Source organism: Amycolatopsis sp. NPDC031561 (assembly GCF_055580625.1).
The window spans coordinates 123881-150542 of record NZ_JBVILA010000001.1 but is presented as its reverse complement, the minus strand read 5'-3'; the positions used below and the strand labels follow the sequence as shown (position 1 = coordinate 150542).

24 protein-coding genes are annotated in these 26662 nt (G+C 69.7%); 2 read left to right on the top strand and 22 right to left on the bottom strand.

Annotated features, from left to right (window positions below):
* Positions 1–446: 446 nt before the first annotated feature.
* From ACZ5IK_RS00715 to topA, 10 genes are all read right to left on the bottom strand, one after another.
* Positions 447–1655 carry a DNA polymerase III subunit delta' gene (locus ACZ5IK_RS00715; RefSeq protein WP_465485956.1) on the bottom strand — a complete coding sequence of 403 codons (1209 nt, stop codon included), beginning with the start codon at positions 1653–1655 and terminating at the stop codon, positions 447–449.
* A complete protein-coding gene (locus ACZ5IK_RS00710; RefSeq protein WP_465485955.1) occupies positions 1652–3706 on the bottom strand; it encodes a bifunctional MFS transporter/dTMP kinase in 2055 nt (684 codons plus the stop codon). The genes ACZ5IK_RS00715 and ACZ5IK_RS00710 overlap by 4 nt, the downstream gene beginning before the upstream one ends.
* A 145-nt stretch (positions 3707–3851) precedes the next feature.
* Positions 3852–4466, bottom strand: coding sequence for a hypothetical protein (locus ACZ5IK_RS00705; RefSeq protein ID WP_465485954.1), 615 nt, complete (start codon positions 4464–4466; stop codon positions 3852–3854).
* 13 nt (positions 4467–4479) lie between these two features.
* A complete protein-coding gene (locus tag ACZ5IK_RS00700) occupies positions 4480–5724 on the bottom strand; it encodes a hypothetical protein (protein WP_465485953.1) in 1245 nt (414 codons plus the stop codon).
* Positions 5725–5736: 12 nt separating this feature from the next.
* Positions 5737–6510, bottom strand: a complete 774-nt coding sequence (locus tag ACZ5IK_RS00695; protein ID WP_465485952.1) for an ESX secretion-associated protein EspG — start codon at positions 6508–6510, stop codon at positions 5737–5739.
* Positions 6503–7294 (bottom strand): ESX secretion-associated protein EspG, encoded by a 792-nt coding sequence (locus ACZ5IK_RS00690; RefSeq protein ID WP_101611100.1) that lies wholly within the window; start codon positions 7292–7294, stop codon positions 6503–6505. The genes ACZ5IK_RS00695 and ACZ5IK_RS00690 overlap by 8 nt, the downstream gene beginning before the upstream one ends.
* Before the next feature lie 95 nt (positions 7295–7389).
* Positions 7390–8622, bottom strand: coding sequence for an RNA polymerase sigma factor (locus ACZ5IK_RS00685; protein ID WP_465485951.1), 1233 nt, complete (start codon positions 8620–8622; stop codon positions 7390–7392).
* Positions 8619–8942 carry a YciI family protein gene (locus tag ACZ5IK_RS00680; RefSeq protein ID WP_410662930.1) on the bottom strand — a complete coding sequence of 108 codons (324 nt, stop codon included), beginning with the start codon at positions 8940–8942 and terminating at the stop codon, positions 8619–8621. Before ACZ5IK_RS00680 ends, ACZ5IK_RS00685 begins: the two co-directional genes overlap by 4 nt.
* 38 nt (positions 8943–8980) lie before the next feature.
* The gene (locus ACZ5IK_RS00675; RefSeq protein ID WP_465485950.1) at positions 8981–9601 is read right to left on the bottom strand and encodes a dihydrofolate reductase family protein; all 621 of its coding nucleotides are present in this window, start codon (positions 9599–9601) and stop codon (positions 8981–8983) included.
* A 182-nt stretch (positions 9602–9783) separates the two neighbouring features.
* Complete coding sequence (topA, locus tag ACZ5IK_RS00670) at positions 9784–12666, bottom strand: type I DNA topoisomerase (protein WP_410604992.1); 2883 nt, start codon at positions 12664–12666, stop codon at positions 9784–9786.
* A gap of 269 nt (positions 12667–12935) precedes the next feature.
* Here topA and ACZ5IK_RS00665 point away from each other — a divergent pair, with 269 nt between their 5' ends.
* On the top strand, positions 12936–13748 hold the full coding sequence (locus ACZ5IK_RS00665) for a S1 family peptidase (protein WP_101611101.1): 813 nt from the start codon (positions 12936–12938) through the stop codon (positions 13746–13748).
* Positions 13749–13829: 81 nt separating this feature from the next.
* On the opposite strand, the gene ACZ5IK_RS00660 is transcribed toward ACZ5IK_RS00665, so the two are convergent.
* The 4 genes from ACZ5IK_RS00660 to ACZ5IK_RS00645 form a co-directional block, all read right to left on the bottom strand.
* Positions 13830–14441: a hypothetical protein gene (locus ACZ5IK_RS00660; protein ID WP_465485949.1), complete on the bottom strand. Its 612-nt coding sequence runs from the start codon at positions 14439–14441 to the stop codon at positions 13830–13832.
* Positions 14442–14475: 34 nt separating this feature from the next.
* On the bottom strand, positions 14476–15060 hold the full coding sequence (locus tag ACZ5IK_RS00655) for a hypothetical protein (protein ID WP_465485948.1): 585 nt from the start codon (positions 15058–15060) through the stop codon (positions 14476–14478).
* 101 nt (positions 15061–15161) lie between these two features.
* On the bottom strand, positions 15162–15710 hold the full coding sequence (locus tag ACZ5IK_RS00650) for a hypothetical protein (protein ID WP_465485947.1): 549 nt from the start codon (positions 15708–15710) through the stop codon (positions 15162–15164).
* Between the two features lie 115 nt (positions 15711–15825).
* Positions 15826–18087 carry a sodium-translocating pyrophosphatase gene (locus ACZ5IK_RS00645; protein ID WP_465485946.1) on the bottom strand — a complete coding sequence of 754 codons (2262 nt, stop codon included), beginning with the start codon at positions 18085–18087 and terminating at the stop codon, positions 15826–15828.
* 318 nt (positions 18088–18405) lie between these two features.
* On the opposite strand from ACZ5IK_RS00645, the gene ACZ5IK_RS00640 reads away from it, so the two are divergent.
* Positions 18406–20973, top strand: a complete 2568-nt coding sequence (locus tag ACZ5IK_RS00640; RefSeq protein WP_465485945.1) for a DEAD/DEAH box helicase — start codon at positions 18406–18408, stop codon at positions 20971–20973.
* Between the two features lie 13 nt (positions 20974–20986).
* Here ACZ5IK_RS00640 and ACZ5IK_RS00635 read toward each other — a convergent pair whose 3' ends face one another.
* The 8 genes from ACZ5IK_RS00635 to ssd form a co-directional block, all read right to left on the bottom strand.
* Positions 20987–21613, bottom strand: a complete 627-nt coding sequence (locus ACZ5IK_RS00635; RefSeq protein WP_465485944.1) for a bifunctional DNA primase/polymerase — start codon at positions 21611–21613, stop codon at positions 20987–20989.
* 419 nt (positions 21614–22032) lie between these two features.
* A complete protein-coding gene (locus ACZ5IK_RS00630) occupies positions 22033–22389 on the bottom strand; it encodes an Rv3654c family TadE-like protein (RefSeq protein ID WP_465485943.1) in 357 nt (118 codons plus the stop codon).
* On the bottom strand, positions 22386–22730 hold the full coding sequence (locus tag ACZ5IK_RS00625; protein WP_465485942.1) for a TadE family type IV pilus minor pilin: 345 nt from the start codon (positions 22728–22730) through the stop codon (positions 22386–22388). The genes ACZ5IK_RS00630 and ACZ5IK_RS00625 overlap by 4 nt, the downstream gene beginning before the upstream one ends.
* On the bottom strand, positions 22730–22903 hold the full coding sequence (locus ACZ5IK_RS00620) for a DUF4244 domain-containing protein (RefSeq protein ID WP_101611108.1): 174 nt from the start codon (positions 22901–22903) through the stop codon (positions 22730–22732). Before ACZ5IK_RS00620 ends, ACZ5IK_RS00625 begins: the two co-directional genes overlap by 1 nt.
* A gap of 17 nt (positions 22904–22920) precedes the next feature.
* A complete protein-coding gene (locus tag ACZ5IK_RS00615; RefSeq protein ID WP_465485941.1) occupies positions 22921–23499 on the bottom strand; it encodes a type II secretion system F family protein in 579 nt (192 codons plus the stop codon).
* Complete coding sequence (locus ACZ5IK_RS00610; protein ID WP_465485940.1) at positions 23493–24233, bottom strand: type II secretion system F family protein; 741 nt, start codon at positions 24231–24233, stop codon at positions 23493–23495. Before ACZ5IK_RS00610 ends, ACZ5IK_RS00615 begins: the two co-directional genes overlap by 7 nt.
* Entirely contained in the window at positions 24230–25372 is a 1143-nt protein-coding gene (locus ACZ5IK_RS00605) for a TadA family conjugal transfer-associated ATPase (protein ID WP_465485939.1), read from the bottom strand. The genes ACZ5IK_RS00610 and ACZ5IK_RS00605 overlap by 4 nt, the downstream gene beginning before the upstream one ends.
* Positions 25369–26442 carry a septum site-determining protein Ssd gene (ssd, locus tag ACZ5IK_RS00600; protein ID WP_465485938.1) on the bottom strand — a complete coding sequence of 358 codons (1074 nt, stop codon included), beginning with the start codon at positions 26440–26442 and terminating at the stop codon, positions 25369–25371. The genes ACZ5IK_RS00605 and ssd overlap by 4 nt, the downstream gene beginning before the upstream one ends.
* Positions 26443–26662 lie beyond the last annotated feature (220 nt).

Sequence of the window (26662 nt, the reverse complement as noted above, 5' to 3'; positions counted from 1 at the left end):
CCTCCTTTCCTCCTGAGTGGGGGGCGTTTTCCGGTTGGGGGGGGGGGGGGGGTTGGGTCACACCCCCCCCCCCCCCCCCCACGACCCGCTCGGGTCCGGTCCAGGGCGGGGGCTGAAGGGGCCTTTCCTCGCATGCGATGCGGCGAAAGCGCCCTTCACCGCGTCCTATGCGGCCAAGGCTCCCATCGCTTCTCCCGGGTCTGCCACAGGCTGTCCCCAATGCCACATCGGGGACGTTGAGCGTCTCCAATGCCACATTGGGGGCACCACCGAGGCCCCCGAAACCCGAAGCCGCTTCACTTACCCACAGCAGTTGTCCACAACCACTTCTACCTGTGGACAACTCGCCCGACCAGCAATTTTCCGCCCTCCACCCCGGTAAACTGGACTCGGGGTCGCCCCCCTGGGACGGGCGGGGGGTGGGGTAGGGCCGTGAGCGGTGTGGATCAGCCTTGGCGCAGGGTGGTGACCATGGCTTCGACGGCGATTCGCGGCTTCACGTTCAGGTCGATGGCGTCGCGGCATTCCAGGACGGCTTCGAGGCGGCGCAGGATCGAGTCCGGCGCCCAGGCGGACGCGGCCTGCGAGATTTCCGATGCGTGGTCCGGATGGTTCAGTGTCGCGCCCGCGCCGCTCGCGGTCACGAGCACGTCCCGGTAGAACGCGGCGAGGTCCACCAGCGCGAGATCGAGGGTGTCCCGCTGCGTCCGGGTCGCGCGTGACTTCTGGCGTTTCTCGAGTTGCTTCACCGCGGCTTCGGCGGCTCGTTTCGCGCCCGAGACGCCCTTTCCGATGCCGTCGCCGCCCATCGCGGTGCGAAGTTCGGAGCGCTCGGCCTCGTCGCGGACCTTGCTCTCCTCGCCCGCGTCGGCCTCGGCCGCGCTGATCAGCTGATCCGCGCAGGTGAACACATCGGACGGACGCCGCAGGCCGAGCGGGATCCGCAGCACCGTCGCCCGCCGCTGCCGGGCGGCCTCGTCGGTGGCGAGCCGCCTCGCGCGGCCGACGTGTCCACTCGAGACGGACGCGGCCCACTGCGCGCGTTCGGGATCGATGCCGTCCCGTTCCACGAGCACCTGCGCGATCGCCTCGGCGGGCGGAGTCCGCAGGGTGACCAGACGACAGCGCGAGCGGATCGTCACCGAGACGTCGTCCGGGTGATCCGACGGCGCGCACAGCAGGAACACCGTGCGGTCCGGCGGCTCCTCGACGGCCTTCAGCAGCGCGTTCGACGCGCCTTCGGTCAGCCTGTCGGCGTCTTCGATGATCACCACCTGCCACCGCCCGGTGGTCGGACGGCGAGCGGCGGACTGGACCAGCGAACGCATTTCGGCGACGGAGATCGAAAGGCCTTCCGGCGCGACGAGCTTGACGTCGGCGTGCGTGCCCGCGAGCACGGTGCGGCAGCCGGGGCAGGCCCCGCAGCCGGTGCCGGTGCTGCACTGCAACGCCGCCGCGAACACCCTGGCGGCGGTCGAGCGACCCGAACCCGGCGGACCGGTCACCAGCCACGCGTGGGTCATCGCCCCCGGCGCGACAGGCTGGTTCTCGATGATCCGCGCGGCCGCCGTCGACGCCGTGGAAAGCGTGCGCGCGCCGGGCTCCTGGCCGACGAGCTGCTTCCAGACACCGATCAGCACAGGGGCTTCCGTCATCTGACCTCGACCTTTTCCTCCGCCGGGGCGAGTCCGGCGAGCCTGCCGACGAGCACCGCGCGAATCGCGGTGCGGATCCGGTCACTCACTTCGTCTTCGGTGCCTTCCGCGTCGACCACCACGTACCGGTCCGGGTCGGCGGCGGCCATTTCCGTGAGCAGATGCTGCACCCGCCACTGCGCGTCCAGCGACTCCGACTTCCGCATCACCGTGCCGGGATCGGCGTCGAGCAGGACGGTGATGTCGGGCCGCAGCCTGCCGGTCGCCCAGTCGGCGAGCCCTTCGAGTTCCTGGCTGTCCAGCCCGGCGACCGCGGACAGATGCGCCAGCGGCGAGTCCACGAACCGTTCCATCACCACGACGGAACCGGCGTCGAGCGCGGGCTGGATGTCCCGTTCCACGATGTCCGCCCGCACCGCGGCGGCGGCGAGCGCCTGCGCCCGCGCACCGGTCAGCGAAGCGCCGGAGAGCAGCTTCGCGAGCCGCTGGTCGTCCAGCGCCGGGTCGGCCGCCAGCACGACCGGGCGCGTGCCCGCGCGCAGCCATTCGGCCAGCCGCTCGGCCTGGGTCTCGGTGTTGATCGCCCGCGTGCCTTCGAGCGCGATCAGCAACCCGTTGACGCGACGCGGGCTGCGGCGCAGGGCGTTGCGGAGATCGGCGAGGATCGGCTCGGCGCGCCTGTCGTCCATCTGCCGGTACGCGAAGATCCCGGCGAGCAGCGCGAGGACACCGCCGCCGATCATCACCGGCCGCGTGCCGTCGATCGAGATCGTGCCGCCCCACAGGCTGATCTCGGTCGTCTGGACCGCGCTGATCAGCACCGGCACCAGGATCGTCGAGCCGAACAGCACGATCTTCATCAGCGACTGGTAGATCGCGTTGATCCGGCCGCGGATGGAGTCCTCGATCCGCGAACCGATGATCGTGACACCGGTCAGGAACGCCGTCCCCGCCCAGACACCGACCGCGGCGACGGCCACCAGCGAAACCGCGAGGTGCGGCGACAGCGCGACGACGACGAGACACAGGCCCGCGGCGATGATCGAGATCCCGAACAGCCTGTCGTGCGCGAGCCGCCGCGCGAGCTTCGGGGCCACGGCCATGCCGGTGGCGAGCCCGAGGAAGACGGCGAGCACGAGGAGGTTGAACGCCGCGTCACCGGCCAGCAGGCTGGACGAGTACGGCTTGGCCGAACCGATCACCGCGCCACCGGCGGCGAAAGCGCCGAACGCGCCGATCATCAGCCCGCGCACCAATGGCGTCGTCCGCACGAAACGGGCGCCGTCGGAGATCATCTGGCGGAAGCCGAATTTCTCCTCGTCTGCGGCCTTGACCTTGGGTTTCTCGACCGAGTGGACGTTGCGCAGCGAAAGTTCGGGGATCCTGGTCGCGATCACGATCGCGCTGGTCAGGTACAGCAGGCCGGTGATGACGACGGCGACCTTCGCGATGCCGAGCTGCGCGTCGCCCTGGAAGAAGTGGAACGTGGTGTTGCTGCCGGTGAGCACGGCGTTCGCCCCGGCCGCGGTGATCACCGCGAGGCCGTAGGTCATCACCATGCCGAGCTGGTTGGCCGTCTCGACCTGGTCCGGGCGGCGCAGCAGGTTCGGCACCGCCGCGTCCTTCGACGGGATCCACATCATCGCGCAGCAGCCGACCAGGAAGTTGCCGACGAACACCCACCACGGCGTGCCGACGAACGCGATCGACAGCAGGAAACCGCACCGGCCGAGGTCGCAGAGCACCATCACCTTGCGCCGGTCGAACCGGTCGGCGAGCAGCCCGCCGAGCGGGGCGAACAGCAGGCCGGGCAGCAGCGAGGTCAGCACGACACCGACGAACGCGAAGTTCTGCGCGGCGTAGTTGTCGGTCAGTTTGGTGACCAGACCGGTCAGCGTCAGCAGGTTCAGCCAGTCCGCGACGCTGCACAGGTACGAGACACCCCAGATCCGGCGGAACGGCTTGATCGCCAGCACCCGCCGCACGCGGTGCATGGTGGAAGTGTCACGGCCCGCCGAACCATCCGTGCCCGCTTCGGGCACCGATTGCACGCCCTCGCTGATACGCCCACCCCACTAGTCACCGCGACGCCGGGCGCGACCCGGGTCAACGCCGAGTCCCCCGACCGTATGGCCAGGGTATCCCGATGGGTGACGTGCGGGCGGACGGCCCCGTCCGGCGCTACCGCCGGACGGGTTACCCGAAGATCCCCGCGATGCTGTTGAACAGGCTGGCCAGCAGCTGGATGGCGAGGACCACGAAGACGATCAGAAGCGCGATCGCGATCATCACACCGGTGGTGTTCGACGACGGCTTGCCGAGCCTTGGAAGCTGCCTGGAACGCTTGGCGCGCCGTATTTCGAACTCGGCCTCTTCGTCGACCTCGACGGGCTCTTCCTGCTTCAAACGACGGGGCTGGCGAAGCAGCTGAGGCGGCCTCGATGGCCACGTGCGCTGTTGGGGCAGGATCCCGATCGGAGCAGGGCCTTGCTCACCGACCGTGCTGACGATCTTTCCCGGCGGCAGGCCGGCGGAATGCTCGGCGCCGTGGCCGTCGGCGGGCTGGTCGTCCGCGAGCATGGCCGCGTTGACCATCCTGCTCACGACTTCGGGGTCGTGCTGGACCGGTCCCGGCACCTGTACGCGGACGTCGTCGGACTCCGCCGACGAGTTCGCTTGTGCCGACGTGCCCGTCGTGACCAGCCCGGACAATGGGTCGGCGAATGTGTCGCCCGGAGGATCTGCCTGAGTGCCATCGCCTTTCACGACGTCCGGGGCATCGAAGAAGGGAGTTCCGCCCTTCCCGCTCATGGTGACCACCTCACTACGGAATGTCCTCTGCTTCCAGGGTAACCACCTCGGCCCGGCGCACATCCGCCCAATGGGCCAGATAAATATCACGCGCAGCGAGGCTGATCTTCACATCTTCCAGCAATGGCTCGAAGAAAGAACGCCGGTACCGGGCATCTGTCGCGGTTGATGCGGCGAAGTACAAACCGGAGAAAACCGCAAGGAAAAAGGAGACATTGATCAGCGCGGAACTCACCGGAAGGGGGACACCCAGCAGTGTTCCGGGCGCCGACTCCCGGCCGGCGAACTCCGTGACGACCTCCGGCTGGAGGATCAACACCCCGAACACGATGAAGAAGGCGAACACCAGCACCCCGAACGCCACGATCTGCACCGCCTGGGCGAAGAACAGCACCAGGGCGAGGTTCAGCCGCTCCATCTTGGACAGCGCACGCCGTCCCGGCGGTGTCGTGCCGTCGTCGTCGAACGGCGTGCCGCGCAGGACCGCCGCCCCGGGCTCCACGGTCCAGGACTTCAGCTCCTTCATCTCGTCGGACAGCATCGACGCCAGGAACACCGCGCCGATCAGGACGAGGAAGCCCGCCACCAGCCACAACCGCCCCGGGGTGAGCCGTTCCACGGCCTGCCACAGCTCCGCGGTGAAGAAGCTGAACATCACCACCAGCAGAAGCAGCGGCAACGCCCGCGACGCCAGGGAGCCGATCGCCCTGACCTGTGCGACAGCGCTCCGCGCCGCCCAGGTCAGGATCGAGCCGACGCCGATCCGCACCAGCAGCATCAGCACGGCCAGCGCGGCGAGGTTGACGAGCACGGCGGCCCACAGCGGGTCTTCCCAGGGCACCAGCCCGGCGACACGCTCGCCGAGCGGCAGCACCAGCACCCAAAGGCCGATCGTCGCCACCATGACGGCCAACCGGATCCGGGTGCGCCGCAGCGTCCGGAGCAGCTTCGCCATCAAACGGCCGCCGACCAGGGGCACCACAACCACGGCGAACGTCAGCGCCAGCACGCCGAGGACGTAGGCGAGACCGGTCTCGCGCATCCGGGCCTCGAGCACGTCCTCGGGGACGTCGAGCAGCCGCGACAGCCCGGCCAGCAGCAGGTCGAGCAGGCACAGGAACATCAGGCCCGGGGTCGAGCGGCGCAGCATGCCCGCCCCTCGCCTGCGCCGGTGGATGACCATCGGCAGCCCTCGCCGCCGGAACCACGCGTCGGCCGCCCGCCGGTCCAGGTCCATGCCGCCCTCCCCCTCGTTCATCGCCCAAGACGGCTACGTCCGGCTCAAGTCCACCGCCTCGTGCAGCCAGCCCGCCAGTGCGCGGCGGTCCATTCCACCGAACATCAACCACCCTTCGGAAGGGGCGGCGTACAACACGAACCTCCCCAGATCGTTGTCGACGATCACGAAGCCGTAGTCCGGGTACTCGGCGTTCAACCCGCCGAAGGCGACCAGATCGAGGATCGCCGTCCCGGTCCGCGGCCGGTTCAGCGTGTCCCCGACCAGGCCGACCTCCTCGTCCTGACCGGCCAGCGGCACGCCGTGCTCGTCGATCCGGATGCGCATCGGGGCCGCTTCACCGGCCGGGACGTGCGGGAGCCCGCCGAAGACGCGGGCGCCCAGCTCGCCGAAGTCGCTCAGGCTGAACGTGGTCCGCCGCCCGGACCGCATCCGCCAGACCGCCGCCTGATGCCCGTCGCCGTAGCAGTCGACCCGCACCGCGCGGGGCTCGGACGCGAAGACGCCGGTGAGGACGCCTCGCACCGAACCGCGCAGCATCACGCCGTGCATCTGGACCGCGGCGGGATGGATCTCGCCGTTCTCCATCAGCCCGGCCTCTTCGAGCATCGCCGCCTTGGCCGCGTACCGCTCGGCCTGGGTGACGAGATCCGCGGGTTCGTCGTAGGACGGGCACAGGCGGCGGATCTCGTCGTCGGTGATCTCCGGGTCGTAGCCCAGGTACACGCTCCGCCGCTCGGGCACCGCGCGCAGCACCGGCTCGGCGGCGCGCTTCATCAGTTCCTTCACCGTCTCCGGTTCACGCATGGTTCTGCACCGCCTTCACGATCCACTGTTCGGCCATCGACCGGGTGGCCGGACCCCAGGTGAGCGTCCAGCGGCCGTCGGCGTCCATCGCCGCGCTGAACTGGTACCGGCCGAGGTCGTTGTCCACCAGGCCGAAAGCGCCGTGCGGGTACTCGGCGAGGATGGAGTTCCGCACCGCGAGATCGACGAGGACCGTGCCGTGCCTCGGCCGCGAAGCGCCCGCGCGGATCACCTCGACGGCCTCTCGTGCCCGCAGCGGGATCAGCCCGCCCGCGTCCGTCTCGATGCGCACGGTCTCGCCGGGACCCGGCGGATGGTCGGGCAGCCCGTCGAACACCCAGCCCGGCAGCGCGCTGAGGAAACCGGACCGCAACCGCGCTCGCCTGCCGAGCTTGTTCAGCACCGTGGTGTAGTCCTCGTCGCCGAAGAACCGGACCTCCCACGGCTCCGCGCGCGACGGGAAGACCCCGGTCACCACGCCGCGGATGAACCCGCCGCGCAGCGCGCGATACAGCCCGACGGCCTCGGGCGTGACCTCACCACCGGGGGCCAGCCCGATCGTCGCCATCCCGCTCACGAACCGGGTGTACTGCTCCACCTCCTCGGCCAGGGTGAGCCCTGGAGTCGGCTCCTCGTCGGCCAGCACCGGCGGCACGGCGAGTTCGGGATCGTAGAACTCCATCACCGAGGGACGCTCCGGAACCTCGGCTGCCAGCGGGGCGATGACCTCGTCGATGACGTCGAAGACAGCGGTCGTTGAAGTGCTCACCTGACCATTGAACACCCTGGTACCGACAATTTTTAGAACTTTTGTTCGAACGGGTGAGGTCGGTCGGTGAGCGGTCGGCGAACGGTCCGGAGGCGGTGTTCCGCGATCGGCTAGAGCCGGTCGCGGCGCCGGGTCAGGGAGGCTGTCTCGGCGGTGTTGCCCGCCAGATCGATGGCCTTGTCGTAGGCCTCGCGCGCTTCCCCGCCGCGGCCCAGCCGTCGCAGCAAGTCGGCGCGGGTGGCGTGATAGGCGTGATAAGCGGCAAGCCTGTCCCCAAGACGGCCGACGGCCGCCAGCGCCACTTCCGGACCGTCGAGCTCGGCGACCGCGATGGCCCGGTTGAGGGCGATGGCCGGCGAGGGATCGAGGCGGACGAGCTGGTCGTAGAGGGCGAGGACCTGCGACCAGTCGGTGTCGCGCATGTCGCGGGCGGAGGTGTGCACGGCGTTGATCGCGGCGAGGATCTGGTAGCGCCCCGGGGCCACCCCGGCGGCGGCCGCGGCGAGGCGTTCGCGCACCAGCCGGTGGCCCTCGGCGATCAGCGCCGTGTCCCAGACGCCGCGGTCCTGCTCGTCGAGGGCGATCAGTTCGCCACCGTCCGAGACCCGAGCGGAGCGGCGGGCCTCGGTGAGGAGCATCAGCGCCAGCAGCCCGGCCACCTCGCCGTCGTCCGGCAGGAGGGCCCGGATCAGGCGGGTGAGCCGGATCGCCTCGGCGGTCAGGTCGTGACGCAAGGGGTCGGTATCGGGGCCGGTGGCCAGGTAGCCCTCGTTGAACACGAGAAAGAGGGCGGTGAGCACGCTGGAGACGCGGGCCGGGAGATCCTCGGCGGACGGCACGCGATAGGGGATGCGGGCCGCCTTGATCTTGGCCTTGGCGCGGGTGATCCGCTGCCCCATGGCGCTCTCGGCCACCAGGAAGGCGCGGGCGATCTCGGGCACGGTCAGCCCGCCGACCAGGCGCAGCGTCAACGCCACGCGGGCGTCCATCGCCAGCGCCGGGTGGCAGCAGGTGAAGATCAGCCGGAGCCGGTCGTCGTCGATGGCGCCGGGAGGCCCGGGCGGGTCGTCGTCGTAGGTCATCCGGGCCTCCTTCTGCTTGTCGTCGCGTTTGTTCTCGCGCCGGATCCGGTCGATGGCCTTGCGGTTGGCGGTGGTGGTCAGCCAGGCGCCGGGGTTCGGGGGGACGCCGTCGGCGGGCCACCGCTCGACGGCGGTCGCGAACGCCTCGGCCGCCGCCTCCTCGGCGATGTCGAGGTCGCCGAAGCGCCTGGTCAGGGCCGCCACCACCCGTGCCCACTCGCCGTGGTGGGCCCGGATGATCGCCTCGTCGACGTCGCTCACCGGAACGGCCGCACCTCGATCTTCCGATCGCAGATCTTCGACGCCTCGGTGGCGAGCTTGAGCGCCACGTCCAGATCGGCGGCTTCCCACACCCAGACGCCCGCGAGGTACTCCTTCGACTCCACGAACGGCCCGTCGGTGAGCAACGCCTGCTCGCCCCGGTTGTCGATGACCGTCGCCGAGTCGGTGTCGGCGAGTCCGCCCGCGAAGACCCAGTGGCCCTCGGCGATCAGCCGTTCGTTGAACGCGCTGATGGCGGGCTCCCGGTCCGTGCTGCCGGGGTTGCTCTTGTCGTCGATCACGGAAACCAGGTACTGCATTCCGGGGATCACCTCCTGTGGTGTCGGGACAGTGCGCTTCAGGCAGTTGCATACCGCGGACGCCCGGCGGGCCGGTAGACCTGGATCGTCACGCCCTTCGAGTCGGTTCGCGACTCGGTCAGGTCGAGCGCGAGATCCGGGCCGTTCTCCGGGAACAGGCGCGTGCCCTGGCCGAGGATCACCGGGACCACGATCAGGGTCAGCTCGTCGACCAGATCGTGCTCCAGCAGCCACCGGATCAGGGTGCCGCTGCCGTGCACCTGCAGCTCACCGCCCGGCTCGGCCTTCAGGTCCGCGATGGCGTTCGCGAGCTCGCCGGACAGGAGGGTGGTGCCCGACCACGCCGGCTCGGTGAGCGTGGTCGACGCCACGTACTTCGGCCGCGCGTTCAACGCCCGCAGGACGGGCTCCCAGCCCGGGATGTCCTGGGCCGTCATGGTTCCCCACGAGCCGGCGAACAGTTCGTAGGTCCGGCGGCCGAACAGGAACGCGTCGGCGCGCTCGTAGGTCCGGTTGATGAACGCCACGGTCTCGGCGTCACCTTTCCCCCTCGCCCAGCCGCCGCGCTCGAAGCCGTTCCTGCGGTCCTCGTCCGACGCACCGCCGTTTCCCTGCGTGACTCCGTCGAGGGTGATCTGGGTGATGGTCGTCAGCTTCATGAGCGGTTCCTTTGCCTCGGCGCCGTCCCCGTGCGGGCGGCCTCACCCCTGCTACGAACGCCTCCGCCCCGATCCGACACCTCCTCCCGGAATTCTTCGGAAAACTTTCGGGAGCCGGACATGAGAACGGCCCGTCCCCTGCTCATCGCAGGAAACGGGCCGTTCGTGATGACCTGGGCGCGCTACTTCGTCTTCGTGGCCGTCGAGCGCGCAGCGGGCTTCTTGGCCGCAGTCGTCTTCGCCGCCGTCGACTTGGTCGCGGTGGTCTTCTTGGCCGCGGTCGTCTTGGCGGCCGCGGGCTTCCGCGCCGGAGCCTTGCGCTTGGGCGCGGGGCCCTTCGCGCGCTTCTCCGCCAGCAGTTCGGCACCGCGTTCGGCGGTCAGCTCCTCGATGCTGTCCGACTTCCGCAGCGTCGCGTTGTACTCGCCGTCGGTCACGTACGGACCGAAGCGGCCGTCCTTGACCACCATCGGCTTACCGGACACCGGGTCGTCGCCCAGTTCCTTGAGTGGCGGCTTCGCGGTCGCGGACCGTCCACGCTGCTTCGGCTCCGAGTAGATCTTCAGCGCCTCTTCGAGCGTGACCGAGAACAGCTGGTCCTCGGTGGTGAGTGAACGCGAGTCCGTGCCCTTTTTCAGGTACGGCCCGTAGCGCCCGTTCTGCGCGGTGATCTCGTCGCCGGATTCCGGGTCCTTGCCGACCACACGCGGCAGCGAAAGCAGCTTCAGCGCGTCTTCGAGGTTCATCGTCTCGATGGACATCGACTTGAACAGTGAACCCGTACGCGGCTTCGGCTGCTTCGCCTTCGCGGCCTTCTTCTGCGCGGCTGTCGCGCCTTCGGGCAGCGGCTCCGGCTCGGGCAGGAGCTCGGTGACGTACGGGCCGAAGCGGCCTTCCTTCGCCACGATCTCGTGTCCGCTGACCGGGTCCTTGCCGAGGACACGGCCTTCCTGCGGAGTCGCGAACAGCTTCTCGGCGAGTTCCAGGGTCAGCTCGTCCGGCGGCAGGTCTTCGGGCAGGTTCGCCCGCTGCGACGTGCCGTCGACCTCGCGCTCGAGGTACGGGCCGTAGCGGCCGACGCGCACGACGACGGTGTGGCCGTCGGGATCGCTGAACAGCGGGATCGAGTTGATCTCGCGGGCGTCGATGTCCTCGACGCCGGAACCGACCAGCTTCTTCAGCCCGCCGAGGCGGCCGACGGAACCGTCGACGCCCATGTCACCGCCGAAGTAGAACTTCGACAGCCACTGCGTGCGGTGCTCGTCACCGGCGGCGATGCGGTCGAGTTCGTCCTCCATGCCGGCGGTGAAGTCGTAGTCGACCAGCCGCTCGAAGTGCCGCTCCATCAGGCCGATCACGGCGAACGCGACCCAGGAGGGCACCAGTGCGGAACCCTTCTTCCACACGTAGCCGCGGTCCTGGATGGTCTTGATGATCGACGCGTACGTCGACGGGCGGCCGATGCCCAGCTCTTCCATCTTGCTGACCAGGCTCGGCTCCGAGTAGCGCGCCGGCGGCGACGTGGTGTGCCCGTCCGGGCTCAGCTCGGTCGCGGTCAGCGCCTGGTCCTTGACCAGCTGCGGCAGACGGCTCTGCTTGTCGTCCGCCTCGCCACCGCTCTCGGTGTCGACGGCCTCGACGTACGCCTTGAGGAACCCGGCGAAGGTGATCGTGCGGCCCGAAGAGGCGAAGGTGACCTCTTCGCCGCTGGTGGCGGTGCCGACGATGCGCACCGACATCGTGGTGCCCTTCGCGTCCGCCATCTGCGACGCGATCGTGCGCTGCCAGATCATCTCGTAGAGGCGGTACTCGTCGGTGTCCAGATCCTTCGCGACCTGCCCCGGCGTACGGAAGACCTCACCGGAGGGACGGATCGCCTCGTGGGCTTCCTGCGCGTTCTTCACCTTGCGCGTGTACTGGCGCGGCGACGGCGAGACGTATTCCTTGCCGTACAGCTGCGTCGCCTGGCTGCGCGCCGCCGAGATCGCCGACTCCGACAGCGTCGTGGAGTCGGTACGCATATAAGTGATGTAACCGTTCTCGTACAGCTTCTGCGCGATCCGCATGGTGCGCTCGGAGGTGAACCGCAGCTTGCGGCCCGCCTCCTGCTGCAGGGTCGAGGTCATGAAGGGCGCGTACGGCTTCCGCGTGTACGGCTTCTCTTCGACGCTCGCGACCTTGAAGTCACGGTTCTTCAGCCCCTCGGCCAGCCGGACCGCGTCGGCCTCGGCCAGCACGCGGATCTCGTTGTTCGAGGCCTTCAGCTGCCCGTCCGAGCCGAAGTCACGGCCGGTGGCCAGGCGTGCGCCGTCGACGGCGATCATCCGCGCCGGGAAGTTCCGCGGCGACGCCTCGGCGCCCGCGTCCATCGTCGCCGAGATGTCCCAGTACGACGCCGAGGTGAAGCGCATGCGCTCGCGTTCCCGCTCGACCACGATCCGGGTCGCCACGGACTGCACGCGGCCCGCCGAAAGCTTCGGCATGACCTTCTTCCACAGCACGGGCGAGACCTCGTAGCCGTAGAGCCGGTCCAGGATGCGGCGGGTCTCCTGCGCGTCGACCAGGTCGCCGTCGAGCTCACGGGTGCTGTCGGCCGCGGCGCGGATCGCCTGCTCGGTGACCTCGTGGAAGACCATCCGGCGGACCGGGACCTTCGGCTTGAGGGTCTCCAGCAGATGCCACGCGATGGCTTCGCCCTCGCGGTCGGGGTCCGTCGCGAGGTAGAGCTCGTCGACGTCCTTCAACAGGCTCTTCAGCTCGGTGACCTTGGACTTCTTGTCCGGCGTGACGACGTACAGCGCCTTGAAGTCGTTGTCGACGTCGACACCCAGCCGCGCCCACGACTCACCCTTGTACTGGGCGGGCACGTCGGCCGCGCCGCGGGGAAGGTCGCGGATGTGCCCGACGGAGGACTCCACGACGTAGTTGACGCCGAGGTACGGGGCGATCTTGCGGGCCTTGGTCGGCGACTCGACGATCACCAGCCGACGACGGCCCGCGCCGTCGTCCGACGCCGCGGTCTTCTTCGTCCGTGCTCCTGCCACGCTGTCCTGCTCTCCGCTCATCTTCGGCGCCTTCGCGCCGCCTCTCGACCCGTCAGTGTGCACGCTCGCACCGCCCGGACCACGTCTAGGTGGTGCAACACGCCGCCGATCGTGTGTCCAGCGCATCGCCGCTGACCTCGCCGATGTTTCCTTTCAACACCTAGCACGTGATGTCGGACACGTCCGCCTGGGGTACCGCGTGACGGGGTGAACACCCTCCGTTCGACGGTGGTGTCTTCCCCTCCGCCAACGCTTCACTTGATACCCACGCCGACCCGAAAGGACTCCACGTGACCCGACGACTCCTCGGCACACTATTCGCCATGCTGACCGCATCCGCACTGGTCGGAACCGCCCCGGCGGAAGCGGCGACGACCACTTTCGCTGGAACCGTGGCGCTGTCGAACTGCTCCGGGTCGGTGGTCAAACCGCCCGCGGCGAGCCTCGACGACCCCGCCCTCGTCATGTCCAACGGGCATTGCCTCCAAGAAGGTTTCCCGGACCCAGGAGAAGTAGTCGTCAACCAGCCTTCGTCACGGACTTTCAGCCTGCTGTCCAAGGACGGGCGTTCGTCCCTGGGCACGCTCAAGGCGAAGAAGCTGCTCTACGCGACGATGACCGACACGGATGTGTCGCTCTACCAGCTCAACACCAGCTACGCCAAGATCCAGGCGACCTACGGTATCGCCCCGCTGACCCTCTCGCCGACCCGTCCGTCGGCGGGCGTCGCGATGGACGTGGTCTCGGGGTACTGGAAGAAGATCTACTCCTGCAACATCGACGGCTTCGTCCACGAGCTGCGCGAGGCGAACTGGGTCTGGAAGGACTCGATCAGGTACACCCCGGCGTGCAAGACGATCGGCGGGACCTCGGGGTCGCCGATCATCGAGACCTCGACGGGCAAGGTCGTCGGCGTCAACAACACCGGCAACGAAAGCGGTCAGCGGTGCACGATGAACAACCCGTGCGAGGTCGACGCCGCGGGGAACGTCACCGTGCGGAAGGGCATCAACTACGGGGAGCAGACCTACCAGCTGACCTCCTGCCTTTCGCGTAGTGAGCTGGACCTGTCGAACCCGAACTGCAAGGCACCGAAGCCCTGACGTCTCGCTCCTGAAGTGCAATGAAAGTCCCCTTCATTGCAAATTTTGCAATGAAGGGGACTTTCATTGCGTTGGTGAGGCTCACCCGGCGCGCACCACGGGCACCAGGCTCGGCCAAGCCGACTCCGCACCCACAGGCGCGTCCCCGATCAGCTCCAGCACGTGCGCCAGCCGCCGGCGTCCGGTGACCCGCAGCAACGCCTCGTCGCCACGCGGCGCCTTCGCCGGCACGCCCAGCTGGGCCAGCGCCGTGATCAGGCGTTCGTGCGTCTCCGGCGCCTCCGGATCGAGTGCGAGCAGGTAGCCGTTGCCCTGGGGGCTGCCCGCCGCCAGCGCCCACATCCTCAGCATCGCCCCGTCGAGCCGGAACCCGTCCGGCAAGACCTTCTTCTCACCACTGCTCCAGCGCTGTTCCAACGGCAGCAGATCGACCCGGAACGGCGTTCTCACGAGCGGCCGCCCGCATTCGGCGGCCGAGACCTGCGCCTCGGCGCCACGGCGGCGGCATTCCCTGGCGAGGGCACCGGCCCGCCACGGCTCGTCGACCACGGCGGACAGCCGTGCCGCCGTCCGCCCGAAGCCCGTCATCCGCCCGGGCCCGCACAGCACACCGGCGAGGTCGGCGAGCCCCGGCCCGCTCGCCTCCGCCGAGAAGAGCGAGATCGTCCCGTCCACCCCGACACAATAGAACACAAGTTCGAGTCATGGCCAGTGATAGCGCGGTGACTCAGCGGGGTTGCTTGACCAATTCCTGGCAAAGCGGGATCCGGCTGCTCGCCGAAGCGAGCTGAGGCACGTCGTTAAGCCCCCTGAGAAGGTCGAGACGGTCGAGTTCGTCGAGCGACGTCCTCGCGTCGCGAAGCGCCGTCTTCGTCGCTTCGGCGTCGGCTGAGGAGTCGAGACGGTGCCGGACGTCGTCGGCGCGCACGCGGATGCCGTCGAGCTGCGCGACGGCGGCCGCGCGCGAGGCGTCACCACCGGCGACCGGGGACGGGCCGAGGCTCTTGAGCGCGGACGAGGTGCGGTTCAATCCCTCGACCACCGAGACCATCAGCTCGCTGGAGGTCCGGGACGCCTGCTGAGGCGTGCTCGGATCGACGCTGGGCAACGTGGCCAGCGTCCGCACGAGGCCGCCTGCCGCGCCGCAGTATCCCTCCGCCCAGGCGGAGACGGGGTCCGCCTGCGACGCGCTGACCGTCGCGAGACCTTCTTGTCTGGCGTGGGAAGTCACCGCGGGCTGCTGCCCGCACCCGGCGAGGCCGAGCCCGATACCTGTTGCTAGCGCGGCAAGGACGGTGAACCGCGGCCGCACAAAACACCTCCCGACCTGACGACTTCCCGGCTGGACCCCGACGGTACCGATACCGGGGGGCATTGCAAATCGCCGGGCGATCAACGCGGCGAAAAGAATGGTCAGGAGGGCAACTTCTTGCAGTTGGGGGCCTGTCCGGCCAGTGCCTTCAGCGACGCGTTCGTTTCCAGCTGCTGGAACGGGTCGGGCATGTCGTTGATGTTCGACCCGATCTGCCGGAACGCGAGCCCGGCCTCCGCCGTGGCGACTTTGTCGTCCTTCGGCGCGGCGTCCAATTTGGCCTTCGCGGAGACGACCTGGTCGCGGATCGGCGTCAGCGCGTCGACGATGCTCTTGCGCGCGGCCTCGGCTTCCGGGCTCGGCGCCTGAGTGAGTCCGTTGAGGCCGGTGACGGCGTTGTCGAAACCGGGGGCGAACACACGGAAGGCTTCGTCCATCGCGTTCCGGGCGTTCGCGACGTCGCCCTGCTCGAAGTCGGGCATCCTGAACTCGCCGATCTTGGCGAAGTCGATCAGCGAACCGCAGAAACCGTCCATCCAGGACGTTCCGGCGGCGGGGGCGGGAGAAGAAGGTGCCGCGGCGGGGGTTTCGGCGCCGCCACAGCCCGCCAGCAGGAAAGCGGCGGCGAACAAGGTGAGCGAACGCCTCATGGCAGGGACTCCCCGGATCGGGATCAGTGTGACGCGCAGAGATTAGCCTGCCCCGGACAGCCGCCGGGCCCGCCACGGAAAACGTGGCGGGCCCGGCGGGTCGAACTTTTCGGTGTTACGCCTTGGCTTCCGCGGGCGTGTCGGAGAGAACCGACTCGCGGCGCTTGGAAACCACGATCGCCGCGACGATGATCGCGACGGCGACCAGCGAGATCCCGATCCGGACGCCGACGTTGGCGTCCGGGCCGATCGAGAACTGCACGACCGCCGGGGCGATCAGCACCGACACCAGGTTCATCACCTTGATCAGCGGGTTGATCGCCGGACCGGCGGTGTCCTTGAACGGGTCACCCACGGTGTCACCGATGATGGTGGCCTCGTGCGCGTCCGAACCCTTGCCGCCGTGGCTTCCGTCTTCGACGAGCTTCTTCGCGTTGTCCCAGGCGCCACCGGAGTTGGCGAGGAAGATCGCCATCAGGGTCCCGGTCGCGATCGCACCACCCAGGTATCCGGCGAGCGCGCCGGTGCCGAGGCCGAAACCGACCGCGATCGGGGCGAAGACCGCGAGCAGACCGGGAGTGGTCAGCTCACGCAGCGAGTCACGCGTGACGATGTCGACGACTCGGCCGTACTCGGGCCGCGTGGTGCCCTCCATGATCCCCGGGATGTCGCGGAACTGGCGGCGCACTTCGTAGACGACCGCGCCGGCGGCACGGGACACCGCGTTGACCGCGAGACCGGAGAACAGGAACACGACCGCCGCGCCGATGATCACACCGACGAGCGTCTCCGGGCCGACGATGTTCGCGATGAACTCCTTGCCATCGCCGACCGCCTTGGTGATCGCGTCCTGGTAGGACCCGAACAGCGCCGTCGCCGCGAGGACCGCCGTGGCGATCGCGATGCCCTTGGTGATGGCCTTGGTGGTGTTGCCGACCGCGTCGAGCTCGGTGAGGATCTGCGCCGCGTCCTCGTCGACGTCACCCGACATCTCCGCGATGCCCTGCGCGTTGTCCGAAATCGGGCCGAAGGTGTCCATCGCGACGATGACGCCGACGGTGGTCAGCAGCCCGGTACCGGCCAGCGCCACGGCGAACAGCGCGACGCCGCCACCGACCAGGAAAGCGCCGAACACGGCCGCGGCGATGACCAGCGCGGTGTACACAGCGGACTCGAACCCGACCGAGATACCGGCCAGGATCACCGTCGCCGCACCGGTTTCCGAGGACTTGCCGACCTCCTTGACCGGCTTGTACTCGGTGCCGGTGTAGTAGCCGGTGATCTTGAGGATGATCGCGGCGAGCACGATGCCGATGATCACCGAAAGGGTCGCGATCAGCGCCGGGTTGCCCGACTTGCCGGCGAAGGCCTCGCCGAACTCGGAGAACGAACCGGGCAGGTAGACGAACGCCGCGATCGTCGAGAGCACCGCGGAAATGGCCGCGGAGATGTAGAACGAGCGGTTGATCGTGACCAGACCGCCTTCGCCCGCCTTGGCCTTGGTGATGTAGACACCGATGACCGCGGTGATCACGCCGATGGCGGGGACGATGAGCGGGAAGATCAGGCCGTGCACGCCGAAGGCGGTGCTGCCCAGGATCAGCGCCGCCACGAGCATGACCGCGTACGACTCGAAGAGGTCGGCGGCCATACCGGCGCAGTCGCCCACGTTGTCACCGACGTTGTCGGCGATGGTGGCCGCGTTGCGCGGGTCGTCCTCGGGGATGCCCTGCTCGACCTTGCCGACCAGGTCGGCGCCGACGTCGGCGGCCTTGGTGAAGATACCGCCGCCGACACGCATGAACATCGCGATCAGCGCGGCACCGAAACCGAAGCCCTCCAACACCTTCGGAGCCTGTCCGGTGTAGACGAGGACGACGACCGCGGCACCGAAGAGGCCGAGGCCGACGGTGATCATGCCGACGACGCCACCGGTGCGGAAGGCCAGGCGCATCGCCTTTTCACGACCGCCGGGTTCACGCGAAGCGGCCGCGACGCGCAGGTTCGCCTGCGTCGCCAGCCACATGCCTAGGTAGCCGATCGCGAAGGAGAACCCCGCGCCGACCAGGAAGAAAATGGACCTGCCGATCTTCTCGTTCCAGTCTTCGGCCGGCAAAGCGAAGAGCAGCAAGAACACGAGACCCCCGAAAATCACGAGGGTGTTGCGCTGCCGCTTCAGATAGGCAGCCGCACCTTCCTGCACTGCCTTCGCGATGTCCTGCATCTTCGAGGTGCCCTGGCCGGCGGCCAGCACCTCCTTGAGCAGGACGTAGCCGATGACCAGTGCAACAAGGGCGACCGCGGCGATTACACCGACGATGGTGTAACCACCTCCGGAGAGCGTGATTTCGCCCTCCGCGAGGAACTGCCGGGACATTCGTCCTCCTGGAGACGTCGCCGTTGGCCAACGACGATCCGCCGATGGAACCGGCGTGCCGACGCTGGCATGGGGATCTGAGCCGAACGTCACGCTAGTCGCACTGCAAGGCACGTCTCACATGACGCTCGCCACAGACGGTGTGGATTGCGGGAGTGTATTGGTAGTGGGATGGAGGACGGCAAGGCGTCCCCGCCACCGCACGTTCCGTTACCTTGTGAGGCTGATCACTTTATCGATCATCCGCGGGCCGTTCCGCCGCCCGTTCCGTTCGGCGGCGGCCGTTTTCTGTCGGTGCGCTGTGCGAAGCTTCCGAAGGTGGACGGCACGGCGGAATCCGGTAAGGGGCGGCGGCTTCTCGACCGCGCGACGGCGGGGATCCCGGCTTCGCTGTACCCGGTCACCCATGTGGCCGAACTGCCCGCACGCTCGGCGGATTCGGTGGACTGGCCGGAGTGGGCGGCGGCTCCGGTCGTCGAGGCGCTGACGGCGAGCGGCGTCAAGGCGCCGTGGCGGCATCAGGCCGAGGCCGCGTCACTGGTCCGCGAGGGCAAGCACGTCGTGATCTCCACCGGCACCGCGTCGGGCAAGTCGCTCGCGTACCAGTTGCCGGTGCTCTCGGCGCTGGTCGAGGACGAGCGGGCGTCGGCGCTGTACCTGTCCCCGACCAAGGCGCTCGGCGCCGACCAGTTGCGCGCGGTTTCCTCTTTGGACATCAAAAAGGCACGTGCCGCGTCGTTCGACGGTGACACTCCGCTGGAGGAACGGGACTGGGTCCGCGCGCACGCCAACTGGGTGTTCACGAACCCGGACATGCTGCACCGCGGGATCCTCTCGTCGCACGCGCGCTGGTCCCGGTTCTTCCGGCGGCTCTCGTTCGTCGTCGTCGACGAATGCCACAGCTATCGCGGCGTCTTCGGTTCCCATGTGGCGTTGCTGCTGCGCAGGCTGCGCCGGGTCGCGGCGTACTACGGCGCTTCGCCGGTCTTCGTTCTCGCGTCCGCGACGACGGCGGACCCGGCGGCGTTCGCTTCGAAACTCTCCGGGCAGGACTGTGTCCCGGTCACCGAAGACGGCTCACCGCGCGGCGCCCGCACGGTCGCGCTGTGGGAACCCCCGCTGCTGTCGGAACTTTCCGGCGAGAACGGCGCCCCGGTGCGGCGCTCGGCGGGTGCCGAGGCTTCGCGGATCCTCGCCGAACTGGTCATCGAAGGCGCCCGCTCGCTGGCGTTCGTCCGGTCGCGGCGAGGCGCGGAACTGACGGCGCTCGGCGCACGGCGGATCCTGTCCGAAGTGGACGCTTCCTTGGCGGATTCCGTTGCCGCGTACCGATCCGGGTACCTGCCCGAGGAGCGGCGCGCCCTCGAAGCGGCGTTGCTGTCCGGGCGATTGCTCGGGGTGGCGACGACGAACGCGCTCGAACTCGGTGTCGACATCGCGGGGCTGGACGCGGTGGTGCTGGCCGGTTACCCGGGGACGCTCGCGTCGTTCTGGCAGCAGGCAGGCCGGGCCGGGCGCGCGGGAGACGCGGCATTGGTCGTGTTCGTGGCGCGCGACGATCCGCTGGACACCTATCTCGTGCACCATCCGGCCGCGATCCTGGACCGGCCGGTCGAGGCCGCCGTCCTCGACCCGTCGAACCCGTATGTGCTGGGACCGCAACTGGCCTGCGCCATCGCCGAACTCCCGCTGACCGAACCGGAGGTCGCGGCCTTCGGCGGTGACGCGGCGCGCGCCGTGCTCACGGATCTGGTCAAGGAGAAGATCATCCGTCGCCGCACGAGCGGCTGGTACTGGACCTCCCGCGACCGGCCGCACGCCGACGTCGGCATCCGCGGTTCCGGCGGCGAGCAGATCGCCGTGGTGGAAGCCGATTCCGGGCGGATGCTCGGCACGGTCGACCCGGGTTCCGCCTGCTACGCGGTCCATCCCGGTGCGGTGTACCTGCACCAAGGCTCGTCCTACGTGGTCGACGAGCTGGATCTCGAAACCGGGCTCGCCCTGGTGCACGCGGAGGATCCGGACTGGAGCACGTCACCGCGCGAGATCGTCGACATCAGCGTGCTGCGCGTCGAGGAGAGCAGGGTGCACGGCGGGATCACGGTGAATCTCGGCGAGGTGTCGGTGAGTTCGCAAGTGGTCGGCTACTTGCGGAGACGTCCGTCGGGTGAGGTGCTGGACCAGACTCCGCTGGATCTGCCGGAGCAGAGACTCGACACCCGCGCCGTCTGGTACACGATCTCGGCCGAACTGCTCGGCTGTTCTGCTGGCTCCGGGGTTTCCGATGGCTTGGCGGGGACCGGGGGCCATCGGCCGGAGACCGAGGTTCTGGAGCCGGTGGGGACCGGAGGCTCCAGGGTGGGGACCGAGCATCCTGGGGGTGTGGGGGCTGCGCCCCCACAGGATGTCGAGCGGGAGTTCGGCGAGCGCTCTGCGCGAGCAGAGCTCTCCGACTCCCGCTGCGGAGCACCGGGGACGGGCGCCGAATTGGATCCGGCGCGCGTCCCCGGTGCCCTGCATGCCGCCGAGCACGCGGCGATCGGCCTGCTACCGCTGTTCGCTACTTGCGACCGCTGGGACATTGGCGGGGTGTCTACCGCGTGGCACGAGGACACCGGGGAGGCGACGGTGTTCGTGCACGATGGCCATCCCGGGGGTGCGGGATTCGCCGATCGCGGGTTTGCCGCAATTGTCCCTTGGCTGGCCGCAACGCGGGAGGCGATCGTTTCCTGCGAGTGCCCGGCCGGCTGCCCGTCCTGCGTCCAGTCGCCGAAGTGCGGGAACGGCAACGATCCGCTGGACAAGGCGGGGGCAGTGGCCGTTCTCGACACCGTGCTCGGGGCGTTGCGTCAGCACGGGCCGCGGTCGGGCCACTTGATGGCTTGAAGTTGTGGGTTGGTCAGGCGGCGGTGGTCAGGGTCGTCACGGGAGCGACGGCCTTGTCACCGGCCATCGCACGAACGAGCACGTCGTGCACCTCGGCGGCCTCGGGCAGCTGCCAGCCCCAGACCTCGGGCTTGACCCGCCAGTGCACGACACCGTGCTGGAACGGCGACGGGGGAAGCGGGATGTAGTCGTTCGCGCCGTGCCACTGGATCGAGGCGTGGTCGGCCAGTTCCCGCGGGATGCTCGTCGCGACGGTGGTGAGGAACAGCCAGCGGCCGTTCGGCATCGCGACGATCGGGGCGGGGTGGCCGGTGGCGCGCAGCAGACGGGCGGCGGCCTTGCCGAGCTCGTCGTCGACCTCGATGGCGTCCAGCACGGTGCCGGTGGCCACGAGCAGGCTGTGCGTGTCGTCGCCGAACCAGGTGGCGACCTCGTGCGGGTGGATCTCGATCAGTTCACGCCAGTTGTCCTGGGCCGGGACGGGACGCCGCCAGGTGAGGTCGTCACCTTCCGCGGTGATCGCGGCGGGCTCGGCACCCGGGAGCACCGGCCAGCCACGCCAGGCGAGACCGATCGCCTCCGCCCGCATTTCGATGCGGAAGGCGCCCCGCCAGCTGTCCGGCCAATTCGCGTCCAACATTACTGTCCCTGCCTCAGGTCAACTCTGTCCTGTGTCTGTCTCTGCCGCGCCGCCCCGGCGAACTTTTCGAAGTGGCGCACATCTCAATAAACGGCAAGTTGCACATCGGGAGAAGACCTCACGCGACAACCGGCGGTTACTTAGCGATGAACGCGCGGTAGTCCGACTCGACGGACCGAACGCCGCACGTCCGGTTAACGGGCCTCGACGACCGGTTCGGCGCCGTTCGTCGCAGCCGAGCAGGGCATCCCGCCCTGGTGAGCCTGCTCACGACGAGCGGCGCAGGGCCGTTCGGCGGAGCGCTGATCATGCCTTCGACCGCTCGCCGCTCGTCAACGACCGCTGCTCGCGCCCGGCGGTTACCCGTGCGTACAACCGGCCGGTCGCCGAGGGGACGACCGTTCACCGTGCGACGCCCGTCATGGTGGCCGGTCGACCGGTCCCGCCCTGGCCCGGGCTTCCGCCCGCCCCAGGGACGCCAGGTGTCCGGACTCTTCTGACCGCACCTCGACCAGGGCATCGCCACGCTCCCACCGGCAGGTCAGCAAGGTGACCGCCATCCGGACGGCCACCAGCCGCGCCCGTTCACAGGCCGCGCCGGGACCGGCCGTCGCGTACGAGGCCGCCGCGAGCGCCGCCAGATCCGCGGCGGCCTCCGTGTGATGCCGGGTCGTGACGGCGGCGCCGATCCAGAAGGTCACCACCGCCGCGCAGATCAGGACGGCGACGATCGACGCGGTCCACACGGTCGCGACACCGCGGTCATCCCCTCTCATGGCCCACCGCCCGGTTCTGCGAACGCGAAGGCATGGGAACGCAGCCGGATCCCCGGCAGCAGACCCGCCGCCGGTTCGGCCTCGACACCGGCGGTGATGGCGTCGCCTTCGCGGACGACGTCCAGCCGTGCGCCGGGCGGCGCGATCTCCCGCACCGCCTGTTCGGCACGGGCGGGCTGGCCGCGAGCGAGGAGCCTGGCCGCCTCGCGGGCCGCGTCGGTGCAGCGGAGCTGATCGGCGGCGACCCCGATCCCGGCCAGCAACAAAGCCGAGACGAAGGTCAGCGCGCCGATGCCGAGCGCGGCCTCCACCGTGACGGACCCGCGATCACCACCGGGCATCAGAACTTCACCGACAAGGCCCGCTCGATGAGCGCGGTGAGCCCGGCGAAGACGGCTTCACCGTTGACGATCAGGTACAGGACTCCGGCCAGCGCGGCGGCGGCCAAGGTCGCGATGGCGTACTCGACCGTCGCCATGCCGTCGTCGTCGCGGAAGGTGGGGAGCTTGCTCATGGAGTATCGCCTTTCGATCAGAGGAGGCCGTCGAGGCGACCGGCCAGGCCGAGCACGACGGGCAGGACACCGAGGCAGAGGAACGCGGGAAGGAAACAGAGGCCGATCGGCGCGGCCAGCAGCACTCCGGCCCGTTCGGCGCGCTCCTCGGCTTCGGCGGAGAGCGACTCGCGCAGCCGTCGCGCGAGGTCCTTCGCGTGTGCCGCGAGCGCGGTGCCCGCCCTGGCCGTGCGAACGGCGGCGACGGACAGCTCGGCCAGACCGGGCCTGTCGCGGATCGGCGCCCAGGCTTCGGCCGGGCCGACGCCCACGGCGAGGTGCGACGCCACCGAACGCAGAGCCGCCGCGGTCTTCGGTGACGCGGCGGGCCCGACAGCCTCGAGCGCGACGGCCACTGGCAACCCGCCCGTCAGGCAGGCGGCCAAGAGGTCGAGCGTGGCCGCGGATCGGAGGAGTTCGGAGACACTTCTGTCCCGGACCTGCCGTTCCCGAAGCCACTTGTGGAGACGGCCCGGCCACGTGACGACACCAGGACTGACGCGTGGCCAGCAGAGGACGGCACCGCCCAGCAGGATCAACGCCGCCCCGGTCAGCACGGCGCCACCCGTCCGGTGAGTGCCCGGCACCAGGCGGTGCCCGCCCAGATCAGTCCGCTGCCCACGACGAGGAGCAACTGGCCCGTGCCCGTCCCGGTGAGGACGCGGACCGGGCCCGCGCCCATCGCCTCGCCGAGCAGCAGGCACACCAGCGGGAGGACGGCGAGTACGGCGGCGCTCGCCCGGGGACCGGCCATCTTGGCTTTGAGACGACGGCGGAACCCGATCTCCGCTTCGGCGTCCCGTCGTGCGGCTTCGAGGACGTCGGCCATCGGAAGGCCGAACCGGTTCGCGAGCGCCCACGCGTTCGCCAAGGCCGGTGGTGCGTCCGGGTCGGCCGTCTCACCACCGAGCCTGGCGGTCGCGATCAGGCCGCGCAGCCGCCCGGACGCCGCGGGCACCGCTTCCGCGACGGCCTCGGCCGCCGTCACCGGATGGGCGCCCGCCCGGAGTTCGCCGACCATCGTCCGCAACACGGACGCGGTGAGCTCGGCTTCGGCCAGCGCGGCCTTCGCCTGTGCCCGCCGACGGTGCTCCTGGCGGACGGTGATGGTGAGCAGCAGCGTCGCCAGTGCCCAGCCGATCCCGAGAACCGGCAAGACGAGCAACGCGGGCAGCGGCCACCAGCCCGCGCGAGCGGCCTGAGGGAGACGCCAGCCGAACGGAGTGCCCACCGCCGGTCTCGGCCAGCAGGCCAGCCCCGCGCCGCAGGAGAGGAGGAACCAAGGACTCATGCCGCCATCTCCTCGAGCGGGCTCTCGTCGCCGATCCAATGGCCCTTGCTCCAGATCGGGATGACCTTGGCCTCGCCGCGCAACGACCGCAGCACGCCGACCTCGTCCAGCCGCCGGATCCCGCTCGGCAGGCGTCGCATGTGCAGGACCACCCGCACCGCGGCGGTCAGCTGACTGTGCAGCGCGTCCCGCTTCAACCCGCCGAGCGCGGCCAGGGCCTCCATCCGCGCCGGGACGTCCGACGGCGAATTGGCGTGCAGCGTGCAGGCTCCGCCCTCGTGCCCGGTGTTCATCGCGTTGAGCAACGCGCAGACCTCGCCGCCGCGCACTTCGCCGACGACCAGGCGGTCCGGGCGCATGCGCAACGCCTGTCGCACCAGCTCACCGAGCCCGATCTCCCCGGCGCCCTCGACGTTGGCCGGGCGTGCGATCAGGCTGACGAACTGCGGATGGTCCGGTTGCAGTTCGCCGGCGTCCTCGACGCACACGATGCGTTCGGCCGGGGAAACCGCGCCCAGCAGCGCGGAGAGCAAGGTCGTCTTCCCCGCCCCGGTCCCGCCGGAAACCAGGAACGCGAGCCGCCGCCGGATGATCGAATCGAGCAGGTCCGCGCCGCTGGTGCCGAACACCCCGCGCGAACGCAGCTCCGCGAGGTCATGGGTGGCGGGCCGCAGGACGCGGAGCGAGAGGGAGGTCCCGGCGGGCGCCATCGGCGGGAGGATCGCGTGCAGCCGGATCCGGCCCTGCGGCCCCACTCCCGGCAGCCAGCAGTCCGCGAACGGTTGCGCGTCGTCCAGCCGCCGCCCGCCGGCGAGCGCGAGCCGCTGGGCCAGCCTGCGGACGGCCTCCTCGTCCGAGAAACGGATGTCGGTCTTTTCCGGGCCTTCACCGGTATCGACCCAGACCTCGTCCGGAGCGGTGACGAGAACGTCGGTGATACCGGGCTTCCCGAGAAGCGGAGTGAGCGGGCCGGCGCCGACGAACTCGTCGCGAGCCAGCCGGACCGCCCCGAGGACGGCTTCCTGACCGAGCGCGCCACCGGCTTCGGCGCGGACCGCCCGCGCCACGCTCACCGGATCCGCCGGGACGGCCGATCCGGCCAGCCGCCGCCGGACCCGCTCGACCAGATCGTCGGTCATCGCAAGGCACCGGCCAGGTTTCCGCGCGCGGCGGCGAGGACTTCGGTGGCGGCGGTGGCCAGATGCCCGCGATGTCTCGGGACGAACTCGCCGCGGTCGAGGGCCGTGGACAGGGAACGTTCGCGGCCCATCGACGTGATGAGCGGGAGGCCCACGGCGTCGGCGATCTCTCGCGGGATCAGCCCGGCGGGCGACGGACCCCGGACCGCGACACCTATCCGATTCGCGTGGGGTTCGAGCCTGGCGAGGACCTGTTTGGCCGCGGCGCAGGCCCGGAGTTCCGCGGGGACGACGACCACGACCAGATCGGCCAGCCCGACGACGGTGGCCGTTTCGGTGCCGAAATGCCTCGGCAGATCGCAGACGACCGTCCGCCCCGCCCGCCTTCCGGCGCACAACACGCCTTCGATCGCGTCCGGCCCGGGGCCGCGTCCTCCCCTGCCGTAGGACACAAAGGACAGTGATCCGGACGCATACCTTTTCCGCGGCAGGGCTTCGCTCAACGCCGTCATCGACACCCTGCCGCCGAGGTCGAGTTCCGGCCAGCGCGGCCCGCGATCGCGTTCGGCGGCGAGGAGGACGTCGATTCCGCCGCCGAGCGGATCGCAGTCGACGAGCAGCCCGCCGCTCCCGGATTTCTCCGCCTGGTACGCGACGGCGGCGGCCAGAACGGAGGCGCCGGCCCCACCTCGTCCGCCGATGATCCCGATGACGAGGCCGTCGTCACGGGCGGGCCCGTCGACCACGTCGGCGAACGCGCCGATGAGGTCGCCTTCCTCGTCCGGCAGCGAAAGGACCTTCTCCGAACCGGTGTTGAAGGCGCGCTCCCACGTCACCGGTGTCGGCGCGCCCTTGCAGACGAGCAGGACCTTGTTCCGCCGCAGCAGGCGGTTCGGCACGCTCGCGGCTTCTTCGTCGAGCACCACGAGCGGCGCGCGTGCCCATCTCCCGCGAGCGGCGTCCAGATCGGGCGCGCGTTCGACCTCGCAGCCCGCGGCGGCCGCCACGCGCAAGATCTCGTCGAGCAGGATGTCGTCTCCGGCGACGACGAGCGGATGTTCCTCGATCATGACTCCCCCGGGGATTCGGTCGGACTCGGGCTGTGACTCCACGGTCGCCCCCGGCCCCGGTCCCGCACAACGCCATTCCGTCCCGCCTGTGGACAACCGGGGTGTTGTGGACAACTCCGCCGCCGGAAACCGGTTTCCGTCGTTTCCGTCGGACCTTTCCGGCACACTCCCGGGTTTTCCACACCGAATGCACCCGATTCGTTTCCCGGTCGAACCGAAC